We start from the raw sequence: 20,144 nt of genomic DNA on the forward strand, positions 1-20,144 counted from the left end.
CAACCACCACCGACCCCACACCGCCTGCGAGAACAAGCCACCAGTCACCCGATTGATCAACCTGCCGGGTCAGTACAGCTAGACCCGAGAGGGGTCGGGCACGCCCAGAGGTGTCGGAGGCCTGTCACGGCGGTGCCAGACCCCGCCCGCCCCGTCCTCGGGACTCGGTTGCGTCTCGTCGGGCACGCCCTCGTCGACGAACGACGCCTGGCCGTGCCGGTCCCGGCTGTAGAGGACGCACAGCCCTCGGCCGCTCCGCTTCGCGTCGTACATCGCCGCGTCGGCAGCGGCGACGATCGCGTCGGAGGTCGCCAGGCCGTCCATGGTCGTGGCCACGCCGATGCTGCTCGTGGACGTGTACGTGTGCGCCCCGAACCTGTGCGGTGCCTGCAGGCGCTCGTTGACGCGGCGCGCGACGGCCAGCGCCGCCTCGCCCGTCGCCACCTCGTCGAGCAGGACGAGGAACTCGTCGCCGCCCACGCGAGCGGCCGTGTCACCTGCTCTCAGCTCGCTCATGATGCGCTCAGCCACGTCGACGAGAAGCTGGTCGCCGGCCGCGTGACCCAGGGTGTCGTTCACCGTCTTGAAGTCGTCGAGGTCCAGGAACATGACCGCGAACCCGCACGAGCGCCTGCCCGCGAGGCTCAGACGGTGGCCCAGCCGGTCCCAGAAGGCGGCGCGGTTGGCCAGGCCGGTCAGGTCGTCGTGCAGCGCCCGGTGGCTGAGCTCCCGTGTGGCGATCGCCAGCTCGGCCGTCCGGTCCGCGACGCGGCGCTCGATCTCCTGGTAGGACGCCTCGAGCTCCTCACCGAGCGAGTTCACGCCCGCCGCCACGGCGTCGACGATGTCACCGGCGGGCCCGACGGTGGCGCGCGCGTCGAACCGGAGCGCGGCGAGCTCCTGGATGACGCTCACGACCTCGTCGAGTCGGCGCTCCAGGTCCGGGATGCCGCCCGCATCCGGTGCCACCGGCGTCGTCGTCACGCCACGTGCTCCTTGAGCCAGGCGAGGGCCTCTGCCTCGTCCTCGAACATCCGCGTCGGGGCCTTCGGCCTGCTCACGTTGATGAAAAACGTCGCCATCATCCGGCTGAGCGGGTTCCCGACAAGCAGCGCGACGGCGGACACGACCTCGTGGCGGCGGATGAACTCCATCCGCGCTGCCCGGTCCTGGGGGCCGGCATCGGTCGTGCGCACCAGGAGCGGGGTGGGGCGGCCGCCGGTGAGCCGGGTCATCGCGTCGATCGCCTCGAGCGCATCCTCGAGGCCCGAGGGGACGTGCGGGGCCCAGGCGAGCTCCACCACGCCATCCGGCCGGAGCCACATGCGGAACTTCTCCCCCGTCACCTCGGGGTGCTCGTCGCTCACTGATGTTCCCTTGTTCGGCGCCCGGCCGACCTTGTGGGCCCCGTGGCTGCGCGCCCCGTCTCGCGACAGGTTCGACCGTTCATCCTTCAGAGGGATTATCGGCTCGCTCCGGTCGCTTCGTGAGCAGACCGCCCGAGGCAAGAGTGGGCGCGATGTCAGTCGCTGGCGAGGGGCATCTGCGACGGGTCGTTGCACGACGTCGGGGCCGTCAGCCGCCGACGACGCTCACCATCAGCGGGTCCTCCTGACGGAGGCGCTCGAGCACCGGCGCTGAGCCACGGCCGGGTGGGCAGACGGCGACTAGGGCGTGTCTCCCGATCCGAGCAGCCACTTGCCGCGGAACTCGGCCATCGAGCCCTCATGAGACTCCACGTCAGCATCCATCCAGTTCCAGCGGACCACTGCGTCGCTAGCGTCGTCGAGGCCGACGCAGAAGGGGTTACCGGTCCCGTCGTCACCGAACGCGAGCAAGGTCCGAGGCAGGCCTCGATCCCAGGCAGCCAGGTTCTCCTCGATGAGCCGGCTCACCGGCCAGACGACGAACCACTGGCCATCGCGGTCGTAGTGCCCGTCTGACTCTCGATACAGCCCTCGCACCGGTGCTGGCAGCGACACGGCCAGCACAGCCTCGGCCCCGGTCATCCGTGCGGCGCCAGGTCCTGTCATGGGCCCCATAGTGCCGGGTGACCAGCTCGCGCCGCTGCGTCCAGGGCGGCTCCACGTGAGCGCGCCCGGGCCGGGCCTTGCGAAGAGGGCCAGAAGTACGCTGCCTCGATGACGCGATTCCTGGCGATCTACCACGGCGCGGCGGACGCCTCCGACAAGGAGGCCCTCACCGAGGACCAGCAGGCTGAGTTCATGAATGCCTGGGCCAGGTGGGCGCAGACCCACCAGCAGGCGCTCGTCGACCCGGGCGCGCCCCTGTACCGGAAGAAGCTCGTGAGCGCCGAGGGCGTCGAGGACTTCGTCGACTCGAAAACCGGGTACGCGATCGTCGAGGCGGGTTCGCACGACGAGGCGGTCGAGATCTTCGCCGAGCATCCGCACCTGCGGCTCATCCCCGGGAACTCGATCGAGGTGCTGGAGTGCCCGCCCGCACCCGAGCAGCCGTGAGACCGAGCAGCCGTGAGACCGAGCCGGCGCGAGTCCGTCGGGCTTCGCCCGCGTCCGTGAACCGGCCGTCGACCCGATGAGAACCGGCGTCGGCAACCGTCTGAGTAGTGACCCGTGAACTCGCAGCGCAGCAGGGAGAGCAACGAGATGGGCATGCTCCGGTACTCGATCAACGTCACGCTCGACGGCTGCTGCCACCACGAGGCGGGGCTCCCCCCGGACGAGGAGTCGATGCGCTACTGGACCACTGAGATGGAGCGAGCTGATGCCCTGCTCTACGGCCGGGTCACCTACGAGATGATGGAGTCGGCGTGGCGCAAGCCCGCCACGGGTCCGTGGCCCGACTGGATGGGTGAGTGGGAGGTCCCCTTCGCCGAGACCATCGACCGGGCGAAGAAGTACGTCGTGTCGAGCACGCTGGACGAGGTCGACTGGAATGCCGAGCTGGTGCGAGGCGACCTCGGGCAGGCCGTTCAGCGGCTCAAGGAGGAGTCCGGCGGGAGCCTGTGGGTGGGTGGCGTGACGCTGCCCACGGCGCTGGCGGACCTGGGACTGATCGACGAGTACGAGTTCGTCGTGCACCCGCTGCTCGCCGGGCACGGGCCGACGCTGCTGTCCGGTCTACGCGAGCGCATCCAGCTCGAGCTCGTGGACCGCCACGAGTTCCGGTCGGGAGCGGTTGTCCAGCGATACCGGCCGGTGCGAGCCACGGCCTGACCTGAACCGTCCTGGTACACCGGACGCCCGCCCCGGCCCCCGCCGGGCGGTCCGAGCACGACTTCATCGACCGGTCACGTGGAGGTCGCCGGCTCGACGTGCGGCCCACCTACGGTCGTGCCATGACGACTGACATGACGGTCGCACCGACGACGACCGGGACCTTGACCTTGACGCTCGTGCGCCACGGGCGCACCTACCTCAACCAGCGCCGCCTGCTCCAGGGCTGGTCGAACTCACCGCTGACCCGGGACGGCCTCGACGGCGTCCGGACGACCGCTCGGCACCTGGCGAACCGGCCCTTCGTGGCCGCCTACTCGTCGCCGTCGGGAAGGGCCGTCACGACGGCGGTCGAAATCCTGCGGCACCACGAGGGCGTGCGCCTGCGCACCGACGCGGGGCTCCGGGAGTTCAGCTTCGGGCACTTCGAGCGCAAGCACGAGTCGGTGCTGGACCGGGTGATCGTCTGGCCGGAGCTCGTCGGGCAGATCATCGACGGCTCCCACCCGGGGTTGCCGGGAGGCGAGGACGCCGCGACGTTCCTCGCGCGGCTCCAGGCCGCGATGGACCGGATCGCCACGGCGCACCCCGAGGGCGGGGAGGTGCTCGTGGTCGGGCACGGGCTCGCGCTCGGCGTCTGGCTGGCGACGGTCGGCGACGGGGTGCTCGTCCCCCTGCCGAACGCCTCGGTCTCGCGGGTGCGGCTCACGCCGGAGGGGGTCCGCGTGGACGAGGCCGCCGTCGACGTCGCGCACCAGGGCGTTCTCGGTGCCCGGCCGGCGGCGGAGCCCGTCGTCGCCTCGGCCTGACCGCCGAGTCCCGTCACCGGGGCGGCGCGCCGTCGTCGTCCCACGGCTCGACCGTCATGCCTTGAAGTGGACCCAGCGCCCCTCGGACACGACCTCGACGGAGCCGTCGACGACGGCGATGGCCGTCTGCTCGTCGATGGCGTAGGCGGGTACTCCGAGGTCCGCCGCCCACCGCTCGGCATGATCGAGCGTGTTGGTGGGGAAGGCGTCCAGGTGCGGGAAGATCGCGAAGTCGACGAGCCCGAGCGTCCGGTCGTCCCGCGCGGCCGGCCACTCGACGAAGGAAGGCCCGATGCGTGGCGTCATGACCATGCTCCCCGCGCTCACTCCCACCCAGACCGTGTCCGCCAGGGACGGCAGCAGGGCGGCCAGCCCGGACTGCCGCATCCAGTGGCACAGGTAGGTGGCATCGCCGCCGTCCACGAGCAGCACGTCGGCCTCCCGGACCCAGGGAACCCATCGGTCCTCGCCGATCGTCGGGAGTGCCGTGAGCTCGAGAACGCCGAGGGAGGCCCAGCCCAGGCCGGACAGGTGCGCGGACCCGGGCCCGGCCGCCAGGAACCCTTGCACCGTCGTGGGATCGCACATCGGATGGCCCCACTGCGCTGTCGGGATGCAGAGCGCCCTGGACTCGCCGAGCGGCTTGCCCAGGAGCCTGACGAGGGCGTTCGCGATGCTCGGGTTGGTGACGCCACCGGACGTGAGCAGGAGCTTCATGGGTACCTCGCAACGTGAGTCGGTCGTGTGAGCATGTGGACCGGTGGCGGGGCCAGAAGTCATCGGCGGTGGCGCTCGGAGGCGCTGTAGCCTCCGGAAGGTGGCCGCTGAGGAGTACCTGGAGCTCAACCGCACCAACTGGGACAGTCGCGCGTCGGTCCATGCGCAGGGGTACGGGATCGATCGGCTGCTGGCTGACCCGACGGCGTTGTCGGACGTCGTCGCCTTCGACCTCCCGCGGCTCGGGGACCTCACCGGCTCGGACGTCGTCCACCTGCAGTGCCACATCGGTACCGACACCCTGAGCCTCGCCCGGCTGGGGGCTCGCGTGACCGGCGTCGACCTGTCGGGCACGTCCCTGGGCGTGGCGCGCGACCTGGCGGAGCGCGCGGGCACGGATATCGAGTACGTCCAGTCCGACGTGTACGCCGCCCCGGAGGCGCTCGGCGGCCGCCAGTTCGACATGGTCTACACCGGCATCGGCGCCATCTGCTGGCTGCCGAGCATCCGCCGCTGGGCCGAGACCGTCGCGGCCCTGATCCGCCCCGGCGGCCGGCTGTTCATCCGCGACGGTCACCCCGTGCTCAACGCGGCCATGGCGATGACGGTCGGCGCCGAGCACCCCGACCGCGAGCAGCAGCCGTGGATGACCGGCCCGGGAGCGACGACGCTCGCCCTCGAGCTCCCCTACTACGAGCAGGCCGAGGCCCTCGTCTGGAACGACGAGTACACCTACGCCGGCGACGAGAAGGTCGCGCAGCCGCGTTCGATGGAGTGGAACCACGGCCTCGCCGAGATCGTCACCGCCGTGCTCGACGCGGGCATGGAGCTGACCTCGCTCACCGAGCACGACAGCGTCCCGTGGGACGCGCTGCCGGGCTTCATGGTGCTCGACGAGGACGTGAACGAGTACCGCCTGCGTGAGCGTCCCGAGCGCCTGCCTGCCACGTTCACGCTCACTGCTCGGCGGCGCTGAGCCCCGCGGCTTGCCGCGCTGATGGCGGCGGTGTGAGCCGTTCGGTCCCGGGCAGCTGCGGCCGTCAGGCGGACAGGATCGCCCGCGTCGCGCGCCACCGGGCGGAGCGCCGCACGAGGATGAGCACCGAGCCGAGGGCGATCCACATCACCGCGAGGAGGACGACTGTCCTCGCCTCACCGCCCGTGGCTGCCAGCGCCGCGCCGGGCAGCGTCCGGTTCTCGATCCGCGTGATCGCACCATCGGTGTCCACGGCGAAGCTGGTCCTCGTCGTCACCGGCTGGCCGTCGAGGCCGGTGCCGATCGCCACGAGATGGTGGTCGCCGGGCTCGAGCACGGGCAGGGTGCCGGTGACGGTCGCGGTGCCGTCGGGGCCGACGACGGCCCGCCCGATGACCACGGGCGTCGAGTGCACCTCGAGCACGAGCTCGCTGCCCGGCTGGAGACCGGAGGCGGTAGCCGCCACCGGAGCGGCGGCGGCCTTGGCCCCCAGCGGGGTCTTCACCTGGAGCACCACGTCCGTGGGTGGTCCGGTGACCGTGCCGCTGACGACGGCGGCGCCCGGCTCGGTGACGTCGTCACCGGCGGCCGTCGCAGTGACCGTGCACAGGCCGGCACCGATCGCGCGCAGCTCGCCGTCGACCACGGAGCACGCGCCCTCGCCCGACACCGTGACGGGCAGGCCGTACTCGGAGCTGGCCACGACGGAGATCACCGGGGACAGGAACGTCATCAGGGGCAGGTCGCTGAGCGTCACCGCCTGCGGTCGCTTCCCGACCGTCTGGGTGCGGGTGACGGCGGTCGCCGCGGCCGTCGTCGCGGTGCCGGGCTGGGTGGCTGTGAGGGTGCACTGACCCACGCCGGTCGCCACGAGCTCGCCGGCGTCGAGGGCGCAGGCGCCGCTCGCCGACAGGCCGACGGTGAGGCCCACGGAGGACGTCGCCGCGGGCGTGACCCGCTGGCCGTAGACCATGGCGGGCAGGGCGGCGACGGTGAGCGTCTGCGGGCGCTGCCCGACGGTGGCGGCAACTGTCGCGTCCGCGGCCTCGACCTCGCTGGTGCCCGCCTGCGACGCCGTCACCGTGCAGGTCCCGACGCCGGTGAAGGACAGGCTCGAGCCCGCGAGGCTGCACGCGCCGGTCGCGGCGAGCGTGACCGGGAGGGCCTCGGACGACGTCGCGCTCACGGCCACGGGCGCCGAGGCGTAGACCTTCCCGGTCGGCAGCGCGGCGAGCGTGATCGTCTGGCTGCGCTTGGCGACCGTGACGGTCTGCGACGCACTGCCGGGCGCGACGGCGCTCGTCCCCGAGTAGGCCACGCCGACCGGCACCGTGCCGGCGGCGTGCGTGATCCCGTCGACCAAGGCGTGCCCGTCGACGAGCGCGATCCCGGTCGTCGTCACTCCGTCCACGGTGATCTGGACCGTGCCCGGTGCGGGCGAGCCGCCGGCCGTGACGTCCACGGAGACGGCGAACGGCTGACCGCTCACGGGGCTGGCCGGCGACGTGCTCACGGTGACCGACGGCACGGCCTTCGGCGTCGTGGTCGTGGTAGGCGCGGAGGGCGCGCCGTAGCCGAGGACGTTCGCCGCCTCGACGCGGAAGGTGTAGTCGGTGCCGTTGGTCAGGCCCGTGATGGTCGCGTACGTGGCGGGCGGGGTGCCGCCGACGGTGCCGCACTCGCTCTCGGAGCCACCGGCCGGCGTGCACAGCACCCGGTACGACGTCACACCGCCGGCGAGGTCGCTCGGCGCGTTCCAGGTCACGGTCGCGTGGCTGTCGCCCTGCGTGGCCGCGACGTCCAGTGGCGCGCTGGGAACACGGCTCGCGAACGTCAGCGTCACCGAGCCCTTGCTGCCGCTGTGATACCCACCGAGGCCGATGAGGTAGCTCGTCCCCGCGTCGAGGGTCACGGTGACCGCGGCGTCGAGCCCGTAGAAGTCGTCGTTCTGCACCACCAGCGAACTGCCGGCCCACACCTCGAGGGTGTTGTCCCACCCGGAGGGGCTGATCGACGTCGCGCGGATGAAGACCCTCGTCGTCGCTGACGGGGTCACCGAGTACCAGGTGACGTTGTTCCAGTAGGGCTGGCCCGGGCGGGCGGGCAACGACGTCACGTCGGCGTTCGTCGCCGTGAACGACGAGTCGAAGTCACCGATCGGCAGCGGGACGGGCGCTCCGGGGGTGCCGCCGGGGGTGTCGGCTGAAGCGATCGCGGGCGTGGCAAGCACGAGCGCCACGGCCGCGGCCGTCGCGAGAGCCATGGCGCGGCGCACTGGTGAGCGGAACATGCGTCGGGTCCTCCGGGGTCGGCCCGCTGGCTGCGGTGAGCCGTCCCATCGGCCGGACCTGAGGCCTCATGAGGGGTTGGTCGTTCGACGGTCGTTCTGGTCGCGCGGGCCAGGGCCCAGCTGCGAGACGGCGTGGTGGGTGAGCTGAGGGACGCTCTCGACGGGCACCACCCCGCAGTTCACGAGCCCGGCGATCCCCTGCAGCGCGGCGAGGAAGACGGTGACTGCGCTGCCGCCGTCGTCGTCGTCGGGGAACAGCTCCCGGAGGGGGGCGAAGGCGGCTGTGGCGCTGCGGCCGATCGCGGTCGCGTCCCTGCCGTCCTCGTGCCGAAACATGACCTCGACGAGGTTGGCCTCGCCGATCGCGAAGTCGAGATAGGCGTCGGCCGCCCGTCGTGCTCGGACGGGTAGCCCGGCGTCGGACGCGACGGCGTCGTGAAGACGGTCGGCGAGCATCGCGAACCCGGCGACGGCGAGTGCGTCCAGTAGCTGGCGTCGGCCGGCGAAGTGACGTGCCGGGGCGGCGTGCGAGACTCCGACGTCCCGGGCGAGCTCGCGCAGCGACAGGGCGTCCGCCCCGCGTTCCCTGAGCACTGTGAGTGCCCGATCGAGCACGGCCTCGCGGAGGTTGCCGCGCCGGTACTGAACGACTTCAGCCATGGGGGCATCCTACCGAGCCCAGATTTGCATTGACTACAAAGTAGGCAATGCCTACAGTCGTCACATGCCCAGTCTCGCCTCCAGCTCCCAGGTACCCGACCAGTCCGGCCGCGTCGCCGTGATCACCGGTGCCAGCAGCGGCATCGGATACGCCGCAGCCTCGGCACTCGCGTCACGGGGTGCGAGGGTGATCCTCGCGGTGCGGGACCCCGCGAAGGGACGCGCTGCGGCTACGGCGATCGGCGCGAAGGCCGAAGCACGTCGCCTCGACCTCTCCGCACTGTCCTCGGTGCGGGACTTCGCGGGCGGGATCACCGGACCCATCGACTACCTGATCAACAACGCCGGCACCATGACCGGCACCAGGCAGGTCACCGCGGACGGCTTCGAGAGCCAGCTCGGGGTGAACCACCTCGGGCACTTCGCGCTGACGAACCTGCTGCTCGACCGCACCACGGGCCGCGTCGTCACGGTGACCTCGAGCACCGCCGGCACCGCCAAGGTCGACTTCGACGACCTGGCGTGGGAGCACCGCCCATACAGCCCGTTCGGGGCATACGCGCAGTCCAAGCTCGCCAACCTCCTCTTCACCGTCGAGCTGCAGCGCAGGCTCGAAGCCGCGGGGTCGGCAGTGCGCTCGACGGCGGCTCATCCGGGCTGGGCCTCCACCGGCTTCAGGATCACCAGCGGCAACGCCGTCCTCGATGCCGTCAGCGCCGCCGGCACCCGCCTCCTCGCCCACGGGCCCGAGAAGGGCGCCCTCCCCACCTTGCTCGCCGCCACCGGGGACGTCCCCGGCGGCAGCCTCGCCGGGCCACGCCTGTTCGGAGTTCGTGGGCCGGCGACGGTCGTCACCGACCTTCCGCCTGCAGCGAGGGACCTGGACGTCGCCCGACGCCTCTGGTCCGTCTCCGAATCGCTCACAGGCACGTCGTTCCCGGTGGCCGCACCGGCGCCGCCGCCCGACCGGCCCCGACCTGCCACCCGCCCGCACCTGGGCGACGATGGTCCCGAACGGGGCGATCGACCGGTGTAGAGGAGCTCGCATGACTCGTGTGCTGGTGACAGGTGTGCGCGGCAAGACCGGCACTCCCCTGGCGCACCTGCTCGCCGCCCGGCCGGGGATCGATGTGCTCGGCGGCAGCAGCGACCCCACGACGGTCACGCTCGAGGGCGCGCAGCCCACCGCCTTCTCGTGGGACGACGCGTCCACCTGGGCGGCCGCGACGGACGCGGTCGACGCGGTGTACGTGGTGCGGCCGGATCGCGCGGACGCGCCCGAGCTGATCGACGCGCTGCTCACGGAGCTGTCGGCGGATGCACGCGTCGTCCTGCTGTCCGAGCGGGACGCGGACTCGGTGGGACCCGACGGTTGGGCCGTACGCACCGAGCAGGTGGTGCGCGGCAGCGGCCGGCAGTGGACCGTTCTGCGGCCGAGCTGGTTCATGCAGGTCCTGACGGACGAGCGCTTCTACCTCGCCCAGCTCGTCGAGGAGGGCGAGCTCGCCTTCTCGAGCGGCGGGGCGAGCCTCGCGTGGATCGACGCGCGGGACATCGCCGCGGTGGCCGAGTGCGCCCTGCTCGACGACGGCCACGAGGGGCAGGTCTACGAGCTCTCCGGCCCGGAGTCGCTCACGCTGACCCATGTCGCGGAGCAGCTCTCGACCGCCGTCGGCCATCGCGTCGCCCACCGGGAGATCACCATCGACGAGGCCCTCGAAGGCCTGCGCGGGTTCGAGCGTGACCTCACGCTGTGGACGTTCGAGCGCGTGCACGCCGGGACCTTCGCGCCGGTGACCGACACCGTCGAGCGCCTCACGGGCCGCCCGGCCCGGACCCTTCAGACGTTCCTCGCGGACTCCGCCGCGGTGCTCCGGCGAGACTGACGGCCCCGCGGCTGCTCGCGGTCAGCCGTGGATGGAAGCCCGCGGCTGGGTCACGGCGTACCGGGCCGCGAACGTGCGGACGGCCTCGTCGACCACCTCGGCGGTGCGCTCCGCGGTCACCTCCCAGCCCGGCACCAGCAGCGCCGGCCAGAAGAGGTAGTTCGCGATCATGCCCAGGAACTGGGTGGCTGCGAGCTCGGCGTCCTCGACCAGCACGGTCCCTGCCGCGTGCTCGGCCAGGAGGTACGTCCGCACCGACTCGAAGTAGGGCAGCTTCCCCTGCGAGAACTGCGCCTGGGCCAGTTCGGGGAAGCGGGGCAGCTCGGCGATGACGATCCTGAACAGGTCGGTCATCTCGGCACGGCCCAGGAGCTCGGCGTAGCGGCGGCCGAGGATGCCGAGCCCCGCCAGGATGTCGCCGGACGGCGGGAGCTCCTCCTCGTCGGCGGTGGACCACGCCTCGGTCACGATCGCGTCGAAGAGGGCCGCCTTCGTCGGGAACTGCTTGAACAGGGTGGCGCGGGAGACGTCCGAGCGCTCGGCGATGCGTGCCAGCGACGTCCGGTCGTACCCCAGCTCGAGGAACAGGTCGGTCGCGGCCCTGACGATGGCCGCGCGCTTCTGCTGGGCGACGCGCTGGTGGTACGTCGTCGGAGGGCGGCTCATGGGTCGAGTCTATGAGGTGAGTGGCTTGACTCACCTCATATCGACGCTTAGCGTCAGTGGTGAGTCGCCCGACTCACCACTGCGCGGGACGCCCACTCCGGCAGCGCACCCCGGCCATCCGTCCACCTCCAGAAGGAGCAGCCGATGCCCCGCTTCGACGACCAGACAGCGCTCGTGACCGGCGGGACCGGCGGCCAGGGCTCGAGCCACGTCCGCGCGTTTCACGCGGAGGGGGCGAACGTGGTGATCGGCGACGTCGACGCCGAGCGAGGCGCCGCTCTCGCCGACGAGCTCGGAGCCCGCGCCCTGTTCACCCGCCTCGACGTCACCGACGAGGACTCCTGGTCCGCCGCTGCGCTCGCCGCCGAGAGCACCTTCGGAACGCTCGACGTGCTCGTCAACAACGCGGGCGTGCAGAACCCGCCGGCACCGATCGAGACGACGGACCCGGCCACATGGTCGCGGATCCTCGACATCAACCTCACGGGGACCTTCCTCGGTATCAGGGCCGCAGCCGCCGCCCTGCGCCGCGCAGGAGGCGGAGCCATCGTCAACATCGCCTCGACCATGGGGCTGGGCGGCACGGCGCACTACGCCCCGTACGTCGCCAGCAAGTGGGCCGTGCGGGGCCTCACGCGGACGGCAGCGCTCGAGCTCGGCCGGGACCGGGTGCGCGTGAACACCATCCACCCCGGCGTGATCGCGACGCCCTTCATCCGCGAACCAGCGGCCGGCGCCACCACGGCGATCGCCGACGTCTACTCTCCGGAGCCGTTCGCCATCCCTCGGCTCGGCGAGCCGACCGACGTCACGCGACTCCTGCTGTTCCTCGCCTCCTCCGAGGCGTCGTTCATCACCAGGGCGGAGTACGTGGTCGACGGCGGGCTGCTCCTCGGCCCGGCCCTCAAGACGGAGGCCGCATGAGCCACCCGGACACGACCGCACAGGGCAACCCTCAACGGGACGCCTCGTTGTCGCACCTGCCGGAGCACGTCCGGCGAGCCATCGGGATCACGCCCGCTGCAGGTACCAGGGAACGGATCATCGACATCACCACGCTGGGCCGCCGCACCGGCCGACCTCGTCGGATCGAGATCTTCTTCTACCGCGCCGCGGGAGCGACCTACCTGTGCAGCGGCGCCGGCGGGGCGCCGACCGACTGGCACGCGAACCTGCTCGCCCATCCCGCCTTCACGTTCCACCTCAAGAACGGCGTCCGTGCCGACCTGCCGGCGTGGGCCACACCGGTCACCGACCCGGCCGAACGCCAGGCCGTGCTGACCGAGATCGTCGCGGACCTCAACCAGCCTCATGACCCGGGGACCATTCGGCCGACCCGACTCGAGGACTGGGCCCGCAGTCGGCTGATGCGGATCACCTTCCCACCACCGGACTGACCGCGGCTGGACCTGCCCGACGGCCGGCGCTCGGCCGACGGCGGGCACTCGGCCGAGCGGATGCCGCGCGGGCCCTCACCCGGCTCGCGGCAGGAGGTCGATGGCGGTGTCGGCGACGTCCTCCAGCCGGTCGGCGTCGACCCCGGCCTTGCCGAGGGCCTCGATGCCCCGGAGGACGGCCAGGACGAGGGTCGCGAGCTGATCGGCGTCGGCGGCCGGGTCGAGGTCGCCGTGGCGCTGTGCGGCGCGGATGTCCTCGGCCAGGGTCGCGGCGATGCGCTCCAGGGTCTGGCGGGACCGGTAGACGACGTCGGGATCGTGCTCGGAGAGCTCGGCAGCACCCTTGGCGAGGAGGCACCCGCGGTGCCTCTGGTCGGCGGCAACTCCGGCCGCTGCCGCGCGGATGTGGGCGCACAGCCGGCCGAAGGCCTCGTCGTCGGGCCCGCTCAGGTTGCTCGCGACGTCGTCGGCGATGCGCGCGCAGTAGGTGTCAAAGACCTGAAGGAACAGCTGCTGCTTGCTGCCGAAGGCCCCGTAGAGGCTGCCCTTGCCCAGGCCGGTCGCCGAGGCGATCGCGTCCATGCTCGTGCCGGCGTATCCCTTGCTCCAGAACTGGTCGCGAGCGGCGTCGAGAACCGCTCCCTCGTCGAACTCCCTCGGCCTGGCCACACCGAGATCCTACGCGTACTTGACGGGTCGGTCCAGAACTCCTTACGTTTGTGGACGAGCCGGTCCAAAACCCTGGTGCCGACCACGACCGACGGCACCGACCCCGTCGCGAGACACACGTGAGGAGCAGACATGACGACGAACGAAGAGGTTGTCCGCGAGGCGTACCGGCTGGCGGAGGGGAACACTCTCGACGGCGAGGGGTTCCGCGCCCTGTTCACCGAGGACGGGACGTTCAACGACATGCCGAACTCGCTGACCTTCCGCGGGGACCAGATCCCAGCCGCGCTGGCAGGCCTCGCCAGCGCCTTCCCGGACATCCACCGTGAGCTGATCGGCGTGCACGCGATCGGTGACGTCGTCGCCGTGGAGCTGCGCATCCAAGGGACGCACCTCGGCCCGTTCCCGACCCCGGCCGGCGAGATCCCCCCGACGGGCCGGCGCATCGACGTGCCGACGGCGGACCTCTGGCACCTCCGTGACAGGAGGATCGAGACGTTCAACTGCTACAACGCGGCCAACGTGTGGCTCGCCCAGCTCGGCGCCAGCCCCGACTTCGCGGCAGCGATCGAGGCCGCCACGGCCGAGGCCGCAACCGCCGCGACGCGGGCGTAGCCCGTGGACCAGCTGAGGACCTACACCCTGCGCACGGCTGAGGCGCTCGACAGGTACGCGACCGTCCACTGGCCGCGGCACGTCGCCAGCATGCCGTCGTTCGGGGTCACCGTGCGCGGCGTCTGGACCGATCACCGGCCCGGCGCCCACCGCCTGGTCGCCCTGCTGTCGTTCGGGCCCGACGTCGATCCGGACGACTTCACCAGCACCTACGTGGCGAGCCCTGAGTTCGCGTCAGACATGGAGGGATTCGACCTCAGTGACATCGTCCACGTCGAGGAGATCCGGCTCTGTCCGGTCGCGGCGTCGCCACTGGCCTAGATCTCCGGCGCGCAGGGCCCACCGCCGAGCGCGGCCAGACCCGCAAGGTCGCCAGCCTGGAAAGACGTCACGGCGTTCCCTTCGGCGTACATGAGCTGCGTCGGGTCGTCCACGTGCGTCAGGCCAACCACGTGGCCCAGCTCATGCCTGAGAACGGGGATGTACGCCGGCTCACCTGCCACATCCGGCGAGGTGAGGAGGTCCGTGTCGAGATACGCGAAACCCGAAACGAAGTGCAGTGGGCCGGCCGGCATCGCACGGACCCCGACCGGGCCTCCGAGCCCCACGTGCTCCGTCGTGAACTCGGAGATCGCGGTGGCATCCGCAAAGCGGATGAGCACGGGCGCCCACCTGTCGCCGTAGAGGTCCGGCTGGTATGGCTCGCGCGAAGCAGAAGCGGGCTCCAGCATCGTGCCGTCGTTGATGAACGCGAAGCCCGTTGCCGCGCTGACCTCCGCGATCGCGGCCGCGGCCCGATCGGGGAAGTCCGGCGGCGCGCCAGTCGGGTCAACGACGTAGTGGATCGCGCGACAGGGCGACCACGTGACTGGGACGGTATGACCGTCCGCCTGGGTCTGGCTCTCGGTGAACTCGTGGGGTGCCGCGGGGTCCGCCACGGCCGGCGGCACACCGAGCGGCGCATCGGCCTCTCCCTGGCCGGGTGGAGGTGCTACGCGGTCTCCGGGCGAGAGGGGGACCAGCGACCCCGATGGGCCTTGTCCGATCGCCTGCGTGAGGTCGTTCCAGGCTCCGACGATGCCGTCAGGACGCTGCCCTACCCACCGCCCGAGTACCGCAACGACGACGAGCACAACCAGGAACCACGACAGCGCGGACACCGTGCGCGGCAGGCTGCTTTGGGTTGCGTCTCGTCGTTGGGCAACTCGCGCCCGACGACGACGCCGCGTCCGCCCAGGCCGGGCGGACGCCCGTGCGCGGCGTCGGCCGGTCACGAGAGGCGTCGGCGCTGCCCCCCGCCACGGCTGAGGAGCCGCTCGCCCCGAGGCCTCGTCGCGTACCCACTGCGGGACTCTTCCCGAAGGAGACCGCGGGAGGTCGTCGTGGGGCGTGCTCACGAGTACTCCATCGGCCGGTTAGCGCTCACGATTGAGCCCGAGGCGCGCGCCGAGGTTAGGTGACGGCGCAGCGAGACCCGCAGCAACCGTGCCTCGCTCCTGACCTGACGCGCGAGAGCGTTCTTCGAGGGCCGGGTCATCGCGCAGCGGTCACACGACTCCGCTGACAGCTGGGCTGGCGCGGCGCCCTCAGTCGCCGACGAACCAGAGGTAGCGGTGCGGCCGGGACATGTGCGCCGCGCAGAGGACCGCGAGCCCGGCAAGGAGCGCCCTCGAAGCCTCCGACTGCACCTCTTGATCCCAGTCGCGGAGCTCGGTCACGGCAGCCCGGGCCTGCGCGACGTTGAAGCATGTGTCGCCATAGGGGTCGATGTAGCTGAGCAACGGGTAGGTCTCGCGCCTCCCCAAGGGGAGGACGTCGGCCGTGATGACCGCCGGCTGCACCGGGAGGCTCGCGTACACGTCTTCAAGTCGCGCGAGCGTCCGGCCTTGCTCGTCCTTGACGACGACGGAGATGGGCACAACCACAGTGTCCTCGGCAGCACTACCAGACACGCGCGACGCAGTTCCCCGCTCCGACACCTGCCTTGCCTCACCGCAGGGCGGAGGAGCCGGCTGCCCCGTGCCGCCGGGCGCCTCGCGTCACGAATCCAGCCGCACGCACGCCGCCTCACCCTGAGCACAGTCCTGCCAGCACGAGGGTGATGAGGGCATCGGCCTCGGCCTGCCAGCCGGGGCGGTCGTGGGCAGCGCCGATGCCGTGCAGGGCGATCATCACGGAACCGGCGAGGACCTCGGCGCTCGCGTCGCCGCGCACCGTTCCCTCCTGGATCGCGGCCGTCAGCAGGTCGGTGACGGCAGCCTCGAGGACTCGCGTGCCTTCGATGAGCTCACCGGAGGAGGGTCCGGATCCGGCCGCCAGGAGGCTGGCCAACGTCCTGGCCAGGCCCTGGTGGGCGTTCATGTGCGCCACCATGGCGCGCAGGAAGGCGCCGAGAGCCTCATGGGCGGGCAGAGTCGCCTGCAGCTCACGGGCGCGGTCACCCAGCGCGAGGATCTCCTGGCCGTAGACCGCTCCCGCGAGGTCCTGCCGGGTCGGGAAGTGACGGTAGAGCGTTCCCGTGCCGACGCCGGCCAGTGCGGCGAGGTCGTCGTAGCGCAGGTCGAAGAACTCGCCGGTGTCGAACAGCTCTCGCGCCTTGGCCACCAGTGCGGCCCGGCTGCGCTGGGCGTCGGCCCGTAGCGGCTTGCCGTCAGTCATGGGGCTGGTCCTCTCGCCCGATCGAGCATCCGTACTTGACAAGTGGAGATTGTCTCCACATCATCGATGTGGAGACAACCTCCACCTACGGTACCGCGACGATCGGCGACACCATGAAGATCTTGATGTTCGGGCGCGGTGTCATCTCCGCTCTCTACGGATGGACCCTGGAGCAGGCCGGCCACGACGTGGAGTTCTACGTCCGGCCGGGCCGCGCCGCGGTCTACGGCGACACGATCGGCCTCGACGTGCTGGACATGCGGCGCGGGCTGCGGGGTCGACGCGTCGTCGAGCAGTGGCCGGTGCGCTACCGCGAGGACCTGGAGGCGGGCCACGGCTTCGACCTCGTCGTGCTGAGCCTGCCGCACCACCAGCTGGCCGAGGCGTCGACGTTCCTCGCCCCGCGCATCGGCGACGCGACGGTCCTGGTGTTCGGCAACGTGTGGGCCGAGCCGCAGGACGCGGTCGCGCCGTTGCCGCTGGACCAGCTCGCGTGGGGCTTTCCCCAGTCAGGTGGCGGCTTCGATCACGACGGCGTGCTGCGTGGGGCGATCCTGCCCACCGTCGTGTTCGGCACGTTCGGCCGGCCCCCGACCGCCCGGGAGCTCACGGCGCGCGACACGTTCCGGCAGGCGGGACTCCGAGTGCGGGAGGAGCCGGACCTCCGGGGCTGGCTGTGGCTGCACTTCGCCTTCAACGCCGGCATGCACGCCCAGGGCCTGCGTCGAGGAACCATGGACCAGCTGATCGGCTCCCGGGCAGACCTGCGCGCGGCCCTGCTGACCAGCCGCGAGCTCCTACCGGTGCTGAAGGCCCGCGGTGTCGACCTGCGACGGCACCGGATGAGGACGCTCATGCTGCGGGCGCCCTCGCACGTGACCTCCTCCGCGATGGCCCTGGCCACCCGCCACGTCCCCGCGGCACGAGCCTCGCTGGAAGCACACACCGATCCCCACGCCCACGAACCGCGCGCCATCTGCCAGGACGCCCTGGCCGAGGCGCGACGCCAGGGCGTGGAGGTACCGCGCCTGCACGCCGCGGAGGCGACCTTCGCCGTCGCACAGCGTCCGTGACGTCTCGACGCCGCGGTCCGCTCACTAGTTGAACTTCTCTACCCGCGCGCCCGGGGCCGTGATGGCCTTGCTCGGGCCGAGCGCTTGGCGACTCCCGTGCTGGCTCGACCGTCTACTGCCGAACGTCGACGTCGAGGGCGAGACGCTGCGCCAGCATCGCGAGGGCATCCGCGACGACGACGATGGACCTGCGGGCACCTGTTCGACGACGCTACGTGGTAGCCGGGCCGGGTCCGGGGACGTCCTCGCGCTGGGGACGCGATGGAAGCCCGCGCACGTCCCGGCATGGCCGTGGCCAGCGATGGGAACAAGAGGAGGCGTGAACATGGCTGACTGGCGCTCCAGGTTTCACGCCACGGTCGCGAGCGACGTCCACCTGCGCGACGGACTGGGATGGGAGTTCGCCGACAACTCGTCGGGAGACGTCGTCTGGACCGTCTTCCGAGACGACGGCGGCGCATTCCCGGTGTTCTCTGCGGTTCGCCCTCAAGGCGTGCTGCCGACCGATGGCGACGTGGAAGCCATGACGATAGAAGCGGTCTCGGGCCTGCTCGTCGCCGCTGGCTTCGCAGACCCGGTCGGGTGGATCTCCCGGAACATCGCAGCTGCCCTGGTCTTCGCGTCGTGCGACGTGCTCTCGTGGGAGGGAGAGGAGTGGGCGCTGGAGTCGGGCGACGCTGACGTCCCTACTGCGTGGGCATCACCGGGTGACGTTCGCGTCCCGTACGCCTGGCTGCGCGCCCGATGCCGTGGCTCGGAACGCCTCATCAGCGTCTACCAGGACGACGCGTTCTTCGGACTGTCCTTCCTCAGCCCGCTCGACCATCGCCTCCCTGAGTCCGACTCGGGTTCGCTCCGCTCGCGCACCGGGATCGCCCTCGCGTGCGGCGCGATCAGGGCCGTCGAGGTCGTCTTCGACACGACGGTTGAGGGCTCGTTCGACGCAGGGCTCGTGACGGAAGTGCTCCTTCACGGCGAGCGGGGGACGGTGCTGCTCGTCGCCGCCGAGGCCTACTCGAGGAACGAGTGGCACCTGTACGACGAGTCCGTCGTGGCGCTCACGAGCCTCGAAACCGCGGACCGCTTGGAGTGGGTCCCGCGGCGGACGCCATGGCACTCAACCGCGGACGCCACCGGAGCGCGCGTCCGCGTCGCCGACTCCGAACCTGTCGGTCGCATCGGGGCAGAGGACACGACGAGCGACGCTGCCGCCGCGCAGCTTGAAGGCTTGCGTCGGGACCTCGTTGCTCGCTTCGGGCCGGAGGTCGTGCGTGCCGGCGACGAGGGAAGGATCGTTCTCACCCCGCCCACCGGAGCATGTCCCGTCACCTGGCGGCCCCTTGGCGACGAGATCATCCTCGGAATCGGGCGCGGCGGTTGCCGATGGGAGCTCGCGTCGACGCCCGACGATGTGGCATTCCTCCGCGACGTCGTGGACGCAGCCCTCGACGGCCGCGTCAGCGAGGTCTTCGGGCCCGCGCGCTCCCGGGTGACCGTGACTCTCGCGGACGGGAGGCAGGTCATGACGGAGCAGGCCACGGTTCCCCGCGGATGCCTTCCAGTACCTCGCTGGCGCCGGCGCACCAGCAACTGGATGGACTACGCGGCGTACTCGTGACGCCGGCCTGGGGGAAGTCGGACTCCTCCCGACGTTCCCGATGGAAGTCGAGGGAAGGGCAGCCGCATCCACAGACACCGACGACGCGGACCGCCACGGCCTGTCGGCGGAGACGCTCGACACCGGGGAAGTTGTCCGAGAGCAACACGGTGAGGACGTCGCGCTCACGCCGGGCGAGGAGCCGGCCCGAGCGCTCAGCCACTGAGAGCCACCACGGACGCATCGTCTGCGCCATTCACGTTGGGTGCGCGCTTCGCGTCGGCCATGATGACGGCGTGATGAACGAGCCCTCTGGGTACGTGCCGAACGGTCTGCTGTCTCGCCTGGTCGGCTTCCGCCTCTGCTCGGTCCAGTTCGTCATGGACTACGTCCAGCTCCGATTCGACGGCCCGACCGACGACATGCCCTTCCTCAACTGCGACGTGATGCCCGTGATCGAGACGCCGGCTCGGGCAATTGGGTTCGGCGAGCTCGGGTACGCCGACACCCTCGTCGCCCTCATCCCGGAAGAAGTCGTCAGAGCCACGGAGGCGACAGGCGGCGGCCTGCGGATCGAGTTCTCGTCGGGGACCGTCGTGCTGCACCCCAGGTTCGACGACCTCGTCGGGCCGGAGATCGCGTACCTCAGTGGCTTCACCGACCGCCAGTGGATGTGCTGGCGCCCTGGTGAAGAGTCGTTCGAAAACCTCGCCTGAAGCGCCGCCGAATCGCTGAGGGGCCCGCGGACGCTGGCATTGTCCGCTGGCGTCCCGGCCACGGTCTTGCTGGACCGTCGTCGCAGACCACACGTTGGTCAAGGAGCGGCATATCGGAAATGGTCCTCACCGCAGCCGCGGCGCCCACACAGCCGACGACCGACAACAGCACCCTGTGCGCCTGGGCAGACTCGGCCTGCCGACACCCGCTTTAGGAG

The 20,144-nt window shown here is 71.3% G+C and carries 25 protein-coding genes; 14 read left to right on the plus strand and 11 right to left on the minus strand.

The genetic code is table 11. The features are described from left to right. Positions 1–78: 78 nt before the first annotated feature. From FZ988_RS17945 to FZ988_RS17955, 3 genes are all read right to left on the minus strand, one after another. Positions 79–984, minus strand: coding sequence for a GGDEF domain-containing protein (locus FZ988_RS17945; RefSeq protein WP_149205421.1), 906 nt, complete (start codon positions 982–984; stop codon positions 79–81). Continuing rightward, on the minus strand, positions 981–1,367 hold the full coding sequence (locus FZ988_RS17950; RefSeq protein ID WP_149205422.1) for a DUF7793 family protein: 387 nt from the start codon (positions 1,365–1,367) through the stop codon (positions 981–983). The genes FZ988_RS17945 and FZ988_RS17950 overlap by 4 nt, the downstream gene beginning before the upstream one ends. A 300-nt stretch (positions 1,368–1,667) precedes the next feature. Continuing rightward, positions 1,668–2,009, minus strand: a complete 342-nt coding sequence (locus tag FZ988_RS17955) for an SMI1/KNR4 family protein (protein WP_149205423.1) — start codon at positions 2,007–2,009, stop codon at positions 1,668–1,670. A 132-nt stretch (positions 2,010–2,141) separates the two neighbouring features. Between FZ988_RS17955 and FZ988_RS17960 the strand changes: the two genes are divergently transcribed. The 3 genes from FZ988_RS17960 to FZ988_RS17970 all read left to right on the plus strand — a co-directional run bounded on the left by FZ988_RS17960 (position 2,142) and on the right by FZ988_RS17970 (position 4,006). Next, on the plus strand, positions 2,142–2,480 hold the full coding sequence (locus tag FZ988_RS17960; protein WP_149205424.1) for a YciI family protein: 339 nt from the start codon (positions 2,142–2,144) through the stop codon (positions 2,478–2,480). A gap of 147 nt (positions 2,481–2,627) precedes the next feature. Continuing rightward, entirely contained in the window at positions 2,628–3,197 is a 570-nt protein-coding gene (locus FZ988_RS17965) for a dihydrofolate reductase family protein (protein WP_149205445.1), read from the plus strand. Positions 3,198–3,319: 122 nt separating this feature from the next. Beyond that, a complete protein-coding gene (locus FZ988_RS17970) occupies positions 3,320–4,006 on the plus strand; it encodes a histidine phosphatase family protein (protein ID WP_246169615.1) in 687 nt (228 codons plus the stop codon). 54 nt (positions 4,007–4,060) lie between these two features. Here the strand turns inward: FZ988_RS17970 and FZ988_RS17975 are convergent, their stop codons facing one another. Beyond that, the gene (locus FZ988_RS17975) at positions 4,061–4,723 is read right to left on the minus strand and encodes a Type 1 glutamine amidotransferase-like domain-containing protein (protein WP_149205425.1); all 663 of its coding nucleotides are present in this window, start codon (positions 4,721–4,723) and stop codon (positions 4,061–4,063) included. A 100-nt stretch (positions 4,724–4,823) separates the two neighbouring features. Between FZ988_RS17975 and FZ988_RS17980 the strand changes: the two genes are divergently transcribed. Beyond that, complete coding sequence (locus FZ988_RS17980; protein ID WP_149205426.1) at positions 4,824–5,699, plus strand: class I SAM-dependent methyltransferase; 876 nt, start codon at positions 4,824–4,826, stop codon at positions 5,697–5,699. Between the two features lie 64 nt (positions 5,700–5,763). Here the strand turns inward: FZ988_RS17980 and FZ988_RS17985 are convergent, their stop codons facing one another. Together FZ988_RS17985 and FZ988_RS17990 are read right to left on the minus strand one after the other, a co-directional pair. After that, positions 5,764–7,989 carry a fibronectin type III domain-containing protein gene (locus FZ988_RS17985; protein ID WP_149205427.1) on the minus strand — a complete coding sequence of 742 codons (2,226 nt, stop codon included), beginning with the start codon at positions 7,987–7,989 and terminating at the stop codon, positions 5,764–5,766. Positions 7,990–8,055: 66 nt separating this feature from the next. Beyond that, complete coding sequence (locus FZ988_RS17990) at positions 8,056–8,649, minus strand: TetR/AcrR family transcriptional regulator (RefSeq protein WP_149205428.1); 594 nt, start codon at positions 8,647–8,649, stop codon at positions 8,056–8,058. A gap of 64 nt (positions 8,650–8,713) precedes the next feature. Between FZ988_RS17990 and FZ988_RS17995 the strand changes: the two genes are divergently transcribed. Both FZ988_RS17995 and FZ988_RS18000 read left to right on the plus strand, forming a co-directional pair. Continuing rightward, complete coding sequence (locus FZ988_RS17995; protein WP_149205429.1) at positions 8,714–9,685, plus strand: oxidoreductase; 972 nt, start codon at positions 8,714–8,716, stop codon at positions 9,683–9,685. A gap of 10 nt (positions 9,686–9,695) precedes the next feature. Continuing rightward, positions 9,696–10,535, plus strand: coding sequence for a Rossmann-fold NAD(P)-binding domain-containing protein (locus tag FZ988_RS18000; RefSeq protein WP_149205430.1), 840 nt, complete (start codon positions 9,696–9,698; stop codon positions 10,533–10,535). A 21-nt stretch (positions 10,536–10,556) separates the two neighbouring features. Here FZ988_RS18000 and FZ988_RS18005 read toward each other — a convergent pair whose 3' ends face one another. Then, the gene (locus tag FZ988_RS18005) at positions 10,557–11,201 is read right to left on the minus strand and encodes a TetR/AcrR family transcriptional regulator (protein WP_149205431.1); all 645 of its coding nucleotides are present in this window, start codon (positions 11,199–11,201) and stop codon (positions 10,557–10,559) included. Positions 11,202–11,345: 144 nt separating this feature from the next. On the opposite strand from FZ988_RS18005, the gene FZ988_RS18010 reads away from it, so the two are divergent. Then, entirely contained in the window at positions 11,346–12,125 is a 780-nt protein-coding gene (locus FZ988_RS18010; protein ID WP_149205432.1) for a glucose 1-dehydrogenase, read from the plus strand. Next, positions 12,122–12,598 (plus strand): nitroreductase/quinone reductase family protein, encoded by a 477-nt coding sequence (locus tag FZ988_RS18015; RefSeq protein WP_149205433.1) that lies wholly within the window; start codon positions 12,122–12,124, stop codon positions 12,596–12,598. Before FZ988_RS18010 ends, FZ988_RS18015 begins: the two co-directional genes overlap by 4 nt. Before the next feature lie 75 nt (positions 12,599–12,673). Here FZ988_RS18015 and FZ988_RS18020 read toward each other — a convergent pair whose 3' ends face one another. Next, positions 12,674–13,267 carry a TetR/AcrR family transcriptional regulator gene (locus FZ988_RS18020; protein ID WP_149205434.1) on the minus strand — a complete coding sequence of 198 codons (594 nt, stop codon included), beginning with the start codon at positions 13,265–13,267 and terminating at the stop codon, positions 12,674–12,676. Positions 13,268–13,399: 132 nt separating this feature from the next. Between FZ988_RS18020 and FZ988_RS18025 the strand changes: the two genes are divergently transcribed. Continuing rightward, on the plus strand, positions 13,400–13,882 hold the full coding sequence (locus tag FZ988_RS18025) for an ester cyclase (RefSeq protein WP_149205435.1): 483 nt from the start codon (positions 13,400–13,402) through the stop codon (positions 13,880–13,882). Between the two features lie 3 nt (positions 13,883–13,885). Next, the gene (locus FZ988_RS18030) at positions 13,886–14,203 is read left to right on the plus strand and encodes an NIPSNAP domain-containing protein (RefSeq protein ID WP_149205436.1); all 318 of its coding nucleotides are present in this window, start codon (positions 13,886–13,888) and stop codon (positions 14,201–14,203) included. On the opposite strand, the gene FZ988_RS18035 is transcribed toward FZ988_RS18030, so the two are convergent. From FZ988_RS18035 to FZ988_RS18045, 3 genes are all read right to left on the minus strand, one after another. Next, positions 14,200–15,042 (minus strand): peptidase M10A and M12B matrixin and adamalysin, encoded by an 843-nt coding sequence (locus FZ988_RS18035; protein WP_149205437.1) that lies wholly within the window; start codon positions 15,040–15,042, stop codon positions 14,200–14,202. The two genes, FZ988_RS18030 and FZ988_RS18035, sit on opposite strands and share 4 nt — an antisense overlap. 426 nt (positions 15,043–15,468) lie before the next feature. Then, the gene (locus tag FZ988_RS18040; RefSeq protein WP_149205438.1) at positions 15,469–15,801 is read right to left on the minus strand and encodes a hypothetical protein; all 333 of its coding nucleotides are present in this window, start codon (positions 15,799–15,801) and stop codon (positions 15,469–15,471) included. A gap of 148 nt (positions 15,802–15,949) precedes the next feature. Beyond that, positions 15,950–16,540, minus strand: a complete 591-nt coding sequence (locus FZ988_RS18045; RefSeq protein ID WP_149205439.1) for a TetR/AcrR family transcriptional regulator — start codon at positions 16,538–16,540, stop codon at positions 15,950–15,952. Positions 16,541–16,653: 113 nt separating this feature from the next. Here FZ988_RS18045 and FZ988_RS18050 point away from each other — a divergent pair, with 113 nt between their 5' ends. The 4 genes from FZ988_RS18050 to FZ988_RS18060 all read left to right on the plus strand — a co-directional run bounded on the left by FZ988_RS18050 (position 16,654) and on the right by FZ988_RS18060 (position 19,926). Continuing rightward, entirely contained in the window at positions 16,654–17,613 is a 960-nt protein-coding gene (locus FZ988_RS18050) for a ketopantoate reductase family protein (protein WP_149205440.1), read from the plus strand. A gap of 28 nt (positions 17,614–17,641) precedes the next feature. Next, positions 17,642–19,231 (plus strand): hypothetical protein, encoded by a 1,590-nt coding sequence (locus FZ988_RS18815; RefSeq protein WP_223145190.1) that lies wholly within the window; start codon positions 17,642–17,644, stop codon positions 19,229–19,231. 40 nt (positions 19,232–19,271) lie between these two features. Then, entirely contained in the window at positions 19,272–19,436 is a 165-nt protein-coding gene (locus FZ988_RS18645; protein ID WP_188079176.1) for a hypothetical protein, read from the plus strand. A gap of 73 nt (positions 19,437–19,509) precedes the next feature. Next, positions 19,510–19,926 carry a hypothetical protein gene (locus FZ988_RS18060; RefSeq protein ID WP_149205441.1) on the plus strand — a complete coding sequence of 139 codons (417 nt, stop codon included), beginning with the start codon at positions 19,510–19,512 and terminating at the stop codon, positions 19,924–19,926. Positions 19,927–20,144: the final 218 nt, after the last annotated feature.

Origin of the sequence: Actinotalea subterranea (assembly GCF_008364845.1) — a bacterium.
Classification (GTDB): Bacteria; Actinomycetota; Actinomycetes; order Actinomycetales; family Cellulomonadaceae; genus Actinotalea; species Actinotalea subterranea.

Coding starts and splice junctions, on each gene's coding strand:
- FZ988_RS18015 (WP_149205433.1), top strand. CDS start 12,122: ATGAGCCACCCGGACACGACCGCACAGGGCAACCCTCAACGGGACGCC.
- FZ988_RS18025 (WP_149205435.1), top strand. CDS start 13,400: ATGACGACGAACGAAGAGGTTGTCCGCGAGGCGTACCGGCTGGCGGAG.
- FZ988_RS18000 (WP_149205430.1), top strand. CDS start 9,696: ATGACTCGTGTGCTGGTGACAGGTGTGCGCGGCAAGACCGGCACTCCC.
- FZ988_RS17955 (WP_149205423.1), bottom strand. CDS start 2,009: ATGACCGGGGCCGAGGCTGTGCTGGCCGTGTCGCTGCCAGCACCGGTG.
- FZ988_RS18645 (WP_188079176.1), top strand. CDS start 19,272: ATGGAAGTCGAGGGAAGGGCAGCCGCATCCACAGACACCGACGACGCG.
- FZ988_RS17965 (WP_149205445.1), top strand. CDS start 2,628: ATGGGCATGCTCCGGTACTCGATCAACGTCACGCTCGACGGCTGCTGC.
- FZ988_RS17960 (WP_149205424.1), top strand. CDS start 2,142: ATGACGCGATTCCTGGCGATCTACCACGGCGCGGCGGACGCCTCCGAC.
- FZ988_RS18005 (WP_149205431.1), bottom strand. CDS start 11,201: ATGAGCCGCCCTCCGACGACGTACCACCAGCGCGTCGCCCAGCAGAAG.
- FZ988_RS18060 (WP_149205441.1), top strand. CDS start 19,510: ATGAACGAGCCCTCTGGGTACGTGCCGAACGGTCTGCTGTCTCGCCTG.
- FZ988_RS17995 (WP_149205429.1), top strand. CDS start 8,714: ATGCCCAGTCTCGCCTCCAGCTCCCAGGTACCCGACCAGTCCGGCCGC.
- FZ988_RS17985 (WP_149205427.1), bottom strand. CDS start 7,989: ATGTTCCGCTCACCAGTGCGCCGCGCCATGGCTCTCGCGACGGCCGCG.
- FZ988_RS17975 (WP_149205425.1), bottom strand. CDS start 4,723: ATGAAGCTCCTGCTCACGTCCGGTGGCGTCACCAACCCGAGCATCGCG.
- FZ988_RS18010 (WP_149205432.1), top strand. CDS start 11,346: ATGCCCCGCTTCGACGACCAGACAGCGCTCGTGACCGGCGGGACCGGC.
- FZ988_RS17990 (WP_149205428.1), bottom strand. CDS start 8,649: ATGGCTGAAGTCGTTCAGTACCGGCGCGGCAACCTCCGCGAGGCCGTG.
- FZ988_RS17970 (WP_246169615.1), top strand. CDS start 3,320: ATGACGACTGACATGACGGTCGCACCGACGACGACCGGGACCTTGACC.
- FZ988_RS18050 (WP_149205440.1), top strand. CDS start 16,654: ATGAAGATCTTGATGTTCGGGCGCGGTGTCATCTCCGCTCTCTACGGA.
- FZ988_RS18045 (WP_149205439.1), bottom strand. CDS start 16,540: ATGACTGACGGCAAGCCGCTACGGGCCGACGCCCAGCGCAGCCGGGCC.